The following is an 11152-nucleotide window of genomic DNA, read 5'->3' on the forward strand; positions in this document are numbered from 1 at the left end:
TATTTAAGAATCAGCTTTTTGTTTAAAATTATCAATTGTCTCATTGAAGAAGTTTTTTACTCTTCCCGATTCATAGGAAAGAAAACTTCCTGCTTCCTTAAAACCCTGTTCTATTTTTTCGGATAGTTCTTTTCTTGTTTCTCTTCCTGATTTGGGTGCAACAAGAATTCCCACTGCAACTCCAACACCTAATGCAAGCAACATAAAACCAAAGACATCACATTTTTTCATATATTCCCGCTTTCCGGTAAAAGATTATAAATATCATTATAATTATTATAATTTGCTTTAACTATTTTTCAGCTGACTGCTGGGATGACTGTGCCGCTTTCCTGGCTCTTCTTTTATTTCTTCCCCTTATTGAGCCCCATACAATAAGAATCACTATCCCGGCAAGTACAAGCAAAGGACTTATGGCAATAAAGAAGAAAGCTATTCCGTTAAGCACCTTCACTGCACCTTCAGCGCCTCTTTTAACAGAATTTATAAATCCTCCGCCTTCAATGGGCGCTACCACTTCAGGTTCGTAAAGATTTATGTCAATAGTGGAAAGGCTCACCATATTGTCAAGATAATTCATTCTTCCTTTTATTACTTCAATTTCTCCCTGCACATAGCTAAGTTCTTTCTGTACTTCTATGCTGTCTGAAACATCTGTGGATTTAGCCATAAGATCAAGAAGGACTTTTTCCTGTGCTTCATAATTTCTAAGCCTGCTTTCAAGATCAACATATTCCTGTGTGACGTCCTGGCCGGAAATTCCAATGGATTTCACATCCCCGATCTTCTTAATCTCTTCAACAACTGAATTGAATTTTTCGCTGGGAACCCTTATGGCAATCCTTCCGCTTGATATGTTCCCTTCAGGGTTGGAGTAGCTTTCAGTATCGCTTACAAATCCTCCATTGCGTTCAGCGATTATGGTCATCTCAAGCATTTTGTCCTGAAAGCTTCCCTTTTCAACCTGGATTGAAATATAGGCAGATCTAATTATTTTAAGTGAAACAGAAGAAGTCACTCCCCCTGATCTTTCACCATCGCCGGCTATTTCTCCTTCGGCATTTTCATACATATAGGCATCTTCGGCCGGTTCAGCCATTTTTGCGCTTTCTGAATAATAACTCTCCTCTGCCATAGCAGATGACTGATCTCTTAAAGCTCTTGAGCTTGCACAGCCTGTAAAAATAATTGCAAAAGATATTATTAAAACCATGCACGGAACAAAAACTGCAGTAAAGCTCTTTTTCATTTCTACTCCTTTAAGTATTGGAATCTAAAACCGGAAAAAATTTTATTAACAAAAAACGATAAAATTATTTTTTATAATTTTACCATATTCCGGAATTAATATAATCATTAATTGACAGAGCAGCTTTTTTACCGCCTCCCATTGCAAGAATAACCGTTGCCGCTCCTGAAACAATATCACCGGCCGCAAAGATACCTTTTATATTTGTTTTGCATGTTTCTTCATCAGCCGCTATATTCCCTTTTCTGGTCAGGGCAAGTCCGGGTATTTTATTTAACAGCAACGGATTAGGCCCCTGCCCTATAGCCATTATTACCGCCTGTACTTCCATCTCAAATTCAGAATCCGGAACAGGCACCGGGCTTCTCCTTCCGGAACTGTCAGGTTCTCCGAGTTCCATCCTTATACACCTTATTTTTTCTACAAAACTCTCATTTCCAATTATTTCCACAGGATTTGAAAGTATGTGAAAAATTATTCCTTCCTGTTTTGCATGTTCAATCTCTTCAATTCTTGCAGGCATTTCTTTTTCAGTTCTTCTGTATACAAGATAGACTTTTTCAGCCCCAAGCCTCTTTGCAGTTCTTGCGGCATCCATAGCTACATTGCCGGCACCTACCACTGCGAAATTTTTTACTCTTTTGATGGGAGTATCATGTTCCGGAAACAAATATGCTTTCATAAGATTATTTCTTGTCAGAAATTCATTTGCTGAATAAACTCCGTTTAAATTCTCTCCCGGAATTCCCATGAAATAAGGCAGGCCTGCACCAGTTGCAACAAATATTGCTTTATAGCCTGAACCAAACAAATCATCCACGGTATAAGTGCTTCCGACCAGTGCATTCGTAATTATTTCTACCCCCAGATTTTTAACATAATCCACTTCTTTTTTTAATATGGATTTTGGCAGCCTGAATTCAGGAATGCCGTATACAAGCACTCCTCCGGGTTCGTGCAAGGCTTCAAAAATAGTGACACTGTGACCCATTTTAGCCAGCTCGCCGGCACATGTAAGTCCGGCAGGGCCTGAACCTACAACTGCAATTCTGGCTTTTACTCCTGACTTTGCGGCAATGTTTTTCAGGCTTCTGCTACTGTTATCATCATGGGTTTTTTCCAATTCATTGAAAGTATTCTCAAGACTATCGTCATTTTTTTTACTGCTGCCATTTTTGTTTTTTTCATACCAGTCAGCAGCAAATCTTTCAAGCCTCCCTATGGCTACAGGCTCATTTCTTATTCCGAGAATGCATTTTTTCTCGCATTGATCTTCCTGGGGGCAAACTCTTCCGCAAATAGCGGGAAGTGAGTTTTTTTCCCTTATTTTTTCAAGAGCTCCGCTGAAATCTTTCCTAGCTATAAGACTAATAAATGCTTTTATATCAATTTCAACAGGGCATCCTTCTATGCACGCCGGCACTTTACATTGAAGGCATCTTTCCGCTTCCCAAACTGCCTGCTCCTCATTATATCCGAGAGCAACTTCATAAAAATTTTTAATTCTTTCCTGTGGCTGCTGCTCAGGCATTGAAATTTTTTCTTTTTTTATTTTTTTCTTTTTCTTTTCTTCCATAACCAATACTCTTATAAAGATTTATAAATCCAGCTTACATGAGCCGGTATGATTTTCCTTTTTATACTCTTCCATTGAGAGTTGTTCCTCTTCACAAAAATAATTCTGTCTGGCAAGCAGGAGATCAAAATTAACCAGATGTCCGTCAAATTCCGGTCCATCGACACATGCAAATTTTGTATCGCCTCCTACTTCAACCCTGCAGGCTCCACACATTCCGGTCCCGTCTATCATTACTGAATTAAGAGATACAGTAGTCTTTATGCCAAAATCCCTTGTTACATCACATACAGATTTCATCATTAGCGTCGGCCCTATTGCAATCACTCTGTCAGGCATGCCGGTACTGCTGCTTTTATCCCGTGAAGACATTATCAGTTCTTTCAGTTTTGCAGAGACAAAACCTTTGAATCCTTTTGAGCCATCATCAGTGCACACAAAAAAATTATCTGAATAAACCTTCATTTCGTCTTCAAGTATCAGAAGCTTCTCATTTCTGGCTCCTATTATTGTAGTAACTGTATTGCCGGCATTTTTAATTTCCTTAAGTATGGGAAAGACAGGAGCTATGCCCAGCCCGCCTCCTATGCAGACAACGTGCCCGAATTTTTCGATTTCGCTGCACTTGCCAAGAGGCCCCAGCACATCAATGACTTTTTCGCCTTCGCGCATATTCTCAACAAGAGTCGTTGTCTTGCCGATTGTCATTGAAATCAAAGTAATGCTTCCGGCTTTTTTATCTGAGTCTGCAATAGTGAGGGGTATCCTTTCGCCAGTGGGAACAACTCTTATAATCACAAACTGCCCCGCTCTTGCATTAAGGGCAATCTGTGGATTATAAATCACAAGTTTTACAATTTTTTCTGCCAAATCCTCTTTTTTGATTATAACATTAATATCACTTTTTACCATCTTCCGCTTGAGCCTCCTCCTCCGGAACTTCCTCCGCCAAAACCGCCAAATCCTCCTCCGGAACTTCCTCCATCTGAACCGCCACCTATAAAACCTCCGCCTGAAGATCTGGATTTTTTCGGAATATTCACAATTTTTTCATCATGAAAATCACAATAAGTGCAATCTCTTATAACGACTTTTTTCCCTTTGCTCGTATAGGTCGGAGATTCAAGAATTTTTTCCCGGATTTTTAGCCTGATTTTTTTACACTTCGGACATTTCCTTTTAAAAATATTGACAATTGTTGTTATGATTATAATTAAAGCAATAATAGGAAGCCAGCATATAAAAAAACATTTTATATCGCTCCCGCCGCCGGAAGTACTTCCGGATGAAATACGGGTCGTTATTACATCCGGCTCTATCAATGTCATTCCGGCATCTTTATATATCTCATTTGCAATGGCAACCACGCCGTTATAAGCACCGGCACCGTAATCGTCATCCTTAAAAAAAGGCACTATTATATCGTTTATTATCCTGCCGGACTCCAGATCGGTGATTGCGCCTTCCACTCCATAGCCGACTTCTATCCTTAGCTGTCTGTCTTCAACAGCAATCAGCAGCAAAACACCGTTATCTTCGTCCTTCTTACCTATTCCCCATTTTTCGAAAAGTTTTACTGCATATTCTTCAATGGTTACACCTTCAAGGCTTTGAATTGAAACTACCGCAATTTCCGCACCTGTGCCAGCTTCAAGATTTGTTATCACACCGGTCATATCGGAAGCAGATTGTGGGTCAAAAACTGAGGCAAAGTCATTTACATAGCCGGCATAATCAGGATACAGGGGTTCTGAAAAAACTGCTCCTGAAGCAAGGAAAGATAATATGCTGAAAATGAATAAAAATAAAAACAGACGCAGTACAAACATTTTTTTATTCAAAAGCAAAACTACCTTCCCGATACTTTGGTAAATATTTATAAATTCAAATTATGAGAGATTGCTTACCTGAAAATTTAAGTGAGATTAAACTGCTTATTCAATGCTCATATCTATTTCAGGAGCTGTCTCTGCACCCTCTTTAGCAGCAAAGAATTCTTTCTCTTCAAATCCCAGTCTTCCTGCGATAATAGAGTTTGGCCATGATTTTATATATACATTATAATCTCTTACCGATTCATTAAATCTTTGTCTCTCCACAGTAATTCTGTTTTCCGCACCTTCAAGCTGATTCATCAAATCTCTTACGGTCTCGCTTGCCTTGAGTTCAGGAGTATCTTCAACAACAACTTTAATGTCTCTTATAAGGGCATTAGCATCACTTGCAGCGCTTTCCAGTTCTGAAGGAGTCTGCGCAGACTGTATTCCGCTTCTGGCTGCAGCAATTTCCTCAAAGATATCTTTTTCCAGCTTCAGATAAGCTTTTGCAGCTTCAGCTATATTTGGTATAAGATCAAGTCTTCTCTGATAAACATTCTGCACCTGAGCCCAGGATTCACTGACTTTGACATCCTTGGCAACCATATTATTTCTTATGCTGATATAAAATCCAAAAAAGACAGCTATCAGTATAAGTATAAACAGAACCGCTATTGCTGAGCACCCGATTGCAAATTTCTTATTCAATTTCCCCGGTCCTTTCCACTTTGACTATTATTTATTTAAAGTTATTTTACACAGACTTTAACAACTGCAGGCCTGATTACAAAATCATTGAGCATATATCCCTTTCGAAGAACGGATATCACATGATGGTCATCCACATCATCGGACGCTTCAGTAACAGCTGCCTCGCAGATATGGGGATCAAACTCTTCACCTACAGGATTTATAACTTTCAATCCTTCTTTTTCAAGGATCTCAATAAGCTTATCGTGTATCATCTTAAGGCCTTTGAAAAATTCATTGTCTTCGTTTCCTGAAGAAACAGCCATATCAATGGCGCTGTTAAAACTATCTATTACCGGAAGAAGTTTTTCAATAAGATCCTTATTGGCTCTTTTTATCAGTTCAATGTGCTCTTTAAGCGTTCTTTTCCTGTAATTTTCATAGTCAGCCTGGATTCTTTTTATTCTGTCCATATGCTCATTTTCAGATTTTTTAAATTTTCCAAGTTCTTCTCTTAAAAGCTCCATTTCCTCAAGAAGCTCTCTGACAATAATATTTTCAGACAAAGACTCATCTTCCATAAGCCTTTTTATAAAATCTCCATTGCCTTTTGATTTCTTTTTTACTTTTTTATCAGCCATATTCCACCTCTTAAAATTCAATTACCTTAAAAAGGTACAGGTTAAAGATAATATTATATAATAAAATCTACTTTATTTTCCACTACTCGTTATATGGATATCCCCTGTTGAGACCATGTCTTCCGTAAAGAAATATCCCTGGCAGTCTGCCGGCGCAAAATGGAAATGAACAGTTATTTTATCCCCGTTATCTGCTGCAACATTAGCGATCTTTACAGCTATCCTTATTGTTTGACCCGGTTCAATGCCTGGAATAATGGAGCCTATTTTTTCAGGTTCAACTATAGATTCTGAAGAACTGGTGGTGCTGGTATCAGAAATAACTGTTCCTGTTGCGGTATACGCCCTGATTACTCTTGTAACAACAGTTGATACTGCAATCCTTTTGCCATCTTTTTCCTGCGTCTGCTTTGTGGTAGTTATAATAGTGGTTGTCTTAACTGACTTGTCATTATTATATGTGATTGTTTCTTCCACATCTCTTGTTCCGGAGACATTTATCCAGTCAGCTATCTGTGTAACCCTTATATCTTCATTTGAATAATAGTTGGTGCCTGTATTTGGATCCCAGATGTAAACAGCCCAAAGGGGATTTAAAGCCATATTGGGATCTGACTCAGGATCAAGAATAAAAAAGTCAAAAACCGGTTGTATATTTACCGGAACATTTCCTGTATTGGTTATCTCATAATACTGTGTATACCACTGTCTTCTTGCAATAACATCGCCCTGTATGTTATCCATCTTTTTTAATGAAATGTAATACCTGGGTGCCGGCAAAGGCAGGATATTGCTGCTTATCAGATTTCCTGCTTTGTCAATGACCCATAATGTATAAAAATAAGCTTTCCCGCTTATTACATTTTCATCTTTAAAATTAGTAACTGAACTATCCGTTATTGTAGCAATAACATCATCGGTCGGATACTGGGGGCTCAGACATGGTTCGTCTACTCTTACTATCTTGTATGAGAGAAATTCTTCATCATTGCTTTTTTCCCAGCTCAGGGCATTGCCGCTGTCTGTTACATACCCCGTCAGGCTTATCGGTTCAGGAGAAAGAGTGTCATTGAGTATAAGGATATTTCTGGTTACGGGAGAACTTGGTTCTTTATTACTGTTAAGACACCACAATGAAATGGAATTCTCTCCTCTTTCAAGCTCAACATTGGCAAAACTGAAGTTTCCGGAAGCATCACTCCGTATGCTGGCTATTATTTTATCATTTATTTTTAAGTAAACATCAGCAGAAGACATACCTTTGCCTGCTATAAAAACCTGTGGTTCATAAGATTTGGTATAATAATACTGACCGATCTCCTTCAGATTAGTCGGATCTTCATATATTTTGAAGTCGAGGGCTTTTCTCACATTTAAAATAAACACAAGTTTTGTAGGCTCGCTTTTATTGCCGGAAGTATTTACAGTATAAACATTAACGGTATTCTGCCCTTCAATCAGCTCAACACCGTCTTCAATGCTGAATTTGCCATAGTTGTCAGTTTTATAAGTTTTTTCTATTGTTTTACCATTTATCTTTAATTCTATTTTTGACTGCGGTTCAGCTTCCCCGGAAATAATAATAAGTTTTTTGTCTGTCTCGGATGCGAATTCCTCATAAAGCTTGTGGGAAGTAATTATGGGAGGACTTACTATCTTTTCGGACAAACTTTCAAGTTCTTTATTTAAATCAAATTCATCGTCACTGTCAGCCTGCTTATTATTTTTGACTGAAACAGTAGTAATATCACCAGGCAGCAATGAGCAGCCGGCAGAGATAACTGCAGGGATAGTGCAAATGAAAATAAAAAATAAAAATATTTTTTTAAATTTTTCCATATTGTTACTCTTGTTTGTATTACACTTTTTATTAAATTCCACTACTTTTTGATATTCTGTTTATAATAAAATACTAAAAGAAAGTTTTGTCAAAAACAATTTTCCAGCTTTTATTCTCCTCCAGAAGATAAATATATTTTTTATAATCTTTTATCTCTCCGTTAACATAAGTAACATTGAACTCACAGACTACTTTTGTAAATTCCCTTTCATAACCCAGATATATCGTATTTTTTATCTCGATATTTTCTATGTCATTCAGAATAATATTGAGCTCATTGATAAATTTTTCCTTACTTATATTGTTTTTGTCCTCTGTCTTTAAAAGATTATCATATACGATATCCGGCCTCTTGCTTTTCAGAGCATCAAGAAAATCAATTACAGTTTTTTCAGGTTCGGTTTTTACAAGATATCCTACTTTGTTTTTTATATTGCCGATACTGCATCCCGAAAGAAAAACCATACAAAAAATCCCCAGCACTACCAGGACTGACAAAAATAAAATATTTTTTTTTATTTCACTTCTACTTATCATTATCCGTCTGCCGGCTGTAGTTAAAGATTTTCCGCTATATATCTTATTATAGCATCAGCAATACATCTGCCTGTTCTCTGCTGAAAATCCCTGTCTGCCAATAGTACAGCCAGATCTTTATTATTCATATTTCCCCCCTCAATATACACCGAAGTCATATTCGTGTCTTTCAGAACAGCATAGCTGGCGCCCGATGATTGAACAGATACGCCCGATATATTTTTTTCAAACTCACTGCATATAAGATCGGCCAGCCTCTTGCCATTTCTGGAAAATGATTTTATACCTTTGAAGTAATAGCATTGGAGGATATTTTCATCTTTATTTTCACCATAGCCGATATTTGTACTTACAAGCAAATCCCCTTTTGCCTTGTTTGCTTTTTTAATTCTCGAAAAGATGCCTTCATAAGGGTTTCCTGCTTTATCTGAAGTAACAGATACCAAAAAACCGTTATTTTTTAATATGTCAGAGCAGATTTCAGATATTTTTGAACAGATATCAATTTTATTTTTAACATTATCTCCCGGTCCGTCTTTCATATCAGAAGGGAAAACTCCGCAGTCAAGTATTATTTTTAAAGGTTTTTTCTGACTGTTTTTTATTTTTTTTAAAATCGGATAGTTTGAACTTTGCTTGTCATCTATGATTCTTTTTAATCCAACAAGATGCTCAAGTGTTTTTCCGCCAAGAATGCCATCCATTTCAAGCTTCATGTTTTTCTGGAATTCCGTCAGAGCCTTGCCTGTGCTTTTATTAAATATTCCATTCTCATTATTTTTAAAAAACCCCAGTGATTTCAGCCAGAACTGCAGGGTTTTTACATCATCCCCTCTGAAAGGAGGCTCTTTCAGATAGAGAAGTCTGTCTCCGATGGAATATCCTGCATCAACAAGCTCCTGCCAGCATTCATCATCAACAATACCCGTAACAGAAATACATCTTTTTTTCTGAAACTCCTTTATGGCTTTTTCAGTTTCGTCACCGAATATCCCATCTATTTCTGTGCGGCCGAGGTCATATCCAAGCAGCCTTAATCTGCTTTGAATGTCTACCGCCTTTAAGCCTTTTGCGCCCTTTTTTATTAATGTCAACTCAAATCCGCCTTTTCATATCTTGCCATTCAAAAAACCTGCAATATATTTTTCTGCAGATGTTGCCGCCAGTGCCCCGTCTGCAACTGCCGTTATAACCTGCCTTAAAGGTGTATCGCGGACATCTCCTGCCGCAAAAATGCCCTCTGCGGAAGTCTGAAGATTTTTATCAGTGATCAGAAAACCATTGGCATCCATGGCAGCCAGCCCGGAAAGAACAGCTGAATTGGGAACTATTCCCACATATTCAAAAACACCGGCAATTTTTATTTTATAAGTGGAATCCGTTTTCTTATTTTTAAGCACCACGTATTCTACTCTGTCTTTACCTTCAAATCTCAGGATTTCGCTGCTTAAAAGAAATTCTATTTTGGTATTTGCAAAAGCTTCTTCCTGAACCTTTTTTGAGGCTCTCAGCTCATCTCTTCTGTGGATAATATAAACTTTTGAAGCAAACTTCGTAAGAAAAACGGCTTCTTCTATGGCAGCATTTCCTCCGCCTATTACCGCAATATCCATATCCCGGTATAAAGCACCGTCACAGGTAGCACAGAAAGAAATGCCTTTGCCTATAAATTCCTCTTCATTCTCTATGCCAAGCTTCCCGGGCCCGGCGCCTGTGGCAACTATTATTGTATTTGTAACAAATCTTTTATCTTCAGACTCACATATATAATGCTTCAGTCCGGCTGTTTTTTTTGTTTTTGATCTGCTTTTTTTCTCGGCAATACTTTTTATTTCACAAAATTCGTTAATGACAATTCCGTATTTTCTTACATGTTCCGTCATTTTCTGCATCAGGTCATAACCTGAAATGTTCTCATAAAAACCCGGATAATTGTCAATATGGTCAGTGGTTATTATCTGACCTCCGACTGAAAATCTGTCGGTTATGGTAAAATCCAGTCCTGCCCTGTAAGCATATACAGCTGCTCCCAGACCTGCAGGTCCTGCCCCGATTATAAGTAGATCTTTTCTGGCTTCCTCCATCTTTCTTCCATCTTTAAATTGAAATATTAATTATTGATTAAATATAAATAGTAATATAAAAAGATTTAAAACAATAGAAAAACCAGCGATGGAATAATTTAAAGTCTTTGTAAATATATTTTTTATTTATATCTTTTTGCAGCACTCTTGAATCTGGCTTCAAGCTCTTCTTCGGACTTTACTTCTGCAATATCCGGGTCTATTTCCATAATAAGCCTGATTGCAGACCTTACTATCATTGTATTGGCAATCTTATGACCACCTGATTTTTTACACTGTATGCCAAGATCTTCAAGATAAGCTACCATATCTGAAGGCATGGTGATTGGGACTCTGAAGTAATCTTGTTTTCTTTCAATCATTTTGCTACCTCTTAATGTTATGACATTTATGCATTTTTACGCATATGATTATATTGACTAAGAATCAAAATGTCAAATAGATAAATACTTGTCCGGAAGCACCCGGTAAAAAAATAATAAAAATACCCGATAGCTTAAAATAAAAGGATTTTAAATATGCTCTTATTTGATTTTTATGATTTTCTTATAATTAATTTTTATGATTTTGTTGACTTATCAAAAAATTTATATTAAAATACATTGGTAATACATGTATGATATGTTAATCAGGTATCATGGTTAAAAAAGATAAAATTCCAAATACTATCTTTAACACCATCCTTGACGATATAAAGCAAGGAAAATTGAATTCAGGT

Annotated in this window: 11 protein-coding genes and 2 pseudogenes; all 13 read right to left on the reverse strand. The window is 37.2% G+C overall.

Features of this window, described 5'->3' with window-relative positions; translation table 11 throughout:
- Positions 1–3: 3 nt before the first annotated feature.
- The 13 genes and pseudogenes from GXZ93_05310 to GXZ93_05370 all read right to left on the reverse strand — a co-directional run bounded on the left by GXZ93_05310 (position 4) and on the right by GXZ93_05370 (position 10796).
- Complete coding sequence (locus GXZ93_05310; GenBank protein ID HHT79199.1) at positions 4–231, reverse strand: YtxH domain-containing protein; 228 nt, start codon at positions 229–231, stop codon at positions 4–6.
- Between the two features lie 61 nt (positions 232–292).
- The gene (locus GXZ93_05315; protein HHT79200.1) at positions 293–1249 is read right to left on the reverse strand and encodes a DUF4349 domain-containing protein; all 957 of its coding nucleotides are present in this window, start codon (positions 1247–1249) and stop codon (positions 293–295) included.
- A gap of 79 nt (positions 1250–1328) precedes the next feature.
- Positions 1329–2825 (reverse strand): NADPH-dependent glutamate synthase, encoded by a 1497-nt coding sequence (gene gltA / locus GXZ93_05320; GenBank protein ID HHT79201.1) that lies wholly within the window; start codon positions 2823–2825, stop codon positions 1329–1331.
- Between the two features lie 21 nt (positions 2826–2846).
- Positions 2847–3722 carry a sulfide/dihydroorotate dehydrogenase-like FAD/NAD-binding protein gene (locus GXZ93_05325; protein ID HHT79202.1) on the reverse strand — a complete coding sequence of 292 codons (876 nt, stop codon included), beginning with the start codon at positions 3720–3722 and terminating at the stop codon, positions 2847–2849.
- An 8-nt stretch (positions 3723–3730) separates the two neighbouring features.
- Positions 3731–3835: pseudogene (locus GXZ93_05330) on the reverse strand (TPM domain-containing protein).
- A gap of 324 nt (positions 3836–4159) precedes the next feature.
- Positions 4160–4654, reverse strand: a pseudogene (locus GXZ93_05335) (TPM domain-containing protein).
- A gap of 105 nt (positions 4655–4759) precedes the next feature.
- Positions 4760–5350, reverse strand: a complete 591-nt coding sequence (locus GXZ93_05340; GenBank protein HHT79203.1) for a LemA family protein — start codon at positions 5348–5350, stop codon at positions 4760–4762.
- A 41-nt stretch (positions 5351–5391) separates the two neighbouring features.
- On the reverse strand, positions 5392–5973 hold the full coding sequence (locus GXZ93_05345) for a nucleotide exchange factor GrpE (GenBank protein ID HHT79204.1): 582 nt from the start codon (positions 5971–5973) through the stop codon (positions 5392–5394).
- Between the two features lie 72 nt (positions 5974–6045).
- Positions 6046–7812: a hypothetical protein gene (locus GXZ93_05350; GenBank protein ID HHT79205.1), complete on the reverse strand. Its 1767-nt coding sequence runs from the start codon at positions 7810–7812 to the stop codon at positions 6046–6048.
- 73 nt (positions 7813–7885) lie between these two features.
- Positions 7886–8350 carry a hypothetical protein gene (locus GXZ93_05355; protein ID HHT79206.1) on the reverse strand — a complete coding sequence of 155 codons (465 nt, stop codon included), beginning with the start codon at positions 8348–8350 and terminating at the stop codon, positions 7886–7888.
- 20 nt (positions 8351–8370) lie between these two features.
- Positions 8371–9444 carry a hypothetical protein gene (locus GXZ93_05360; protein ID HHT79207.1) on the reverse strand — a complete coding sequence of 358 codons (1074 nt, stop codon included), beginning with the start codon at positions 9442–9444 and terminating at the stop codon, positions 8371–8373.
- 15 nt (positions 9445–9459) lie between these two features.
- Positions 9460–10434, reverse strand: coding sequence for a thioredoxin-disulfide reductase (trxB, locus tag GXZ93_05365; GenBank protein HHT79208.1), 975 nt, complete (start codon positions 10432–10434; stop codon positions 9460–9462).
- 122 nt (positions 10435–10556) lie between these two features.
- On the reverse strand, positions 10557–10796 hold the full coding sequence (locus tag GXZ93_05370) for a hypothetical protein (protein ID HHT79209.1): 240 nt from the start codon (positions 10794–10796) through the stop codon (positions 10557–10559).
- Positions 10797–11152 lie beyond the last annotated feature (356 nt).

The sequence above is a fragment of the Actinomycetota bacterium genome, from assembly GCA_012837825.1.
GTDB lineage: Bacteria > Actinomycetota > Humimicrobiia > Humimicrobiales > Humimicrobiaceae > Humimicrobium.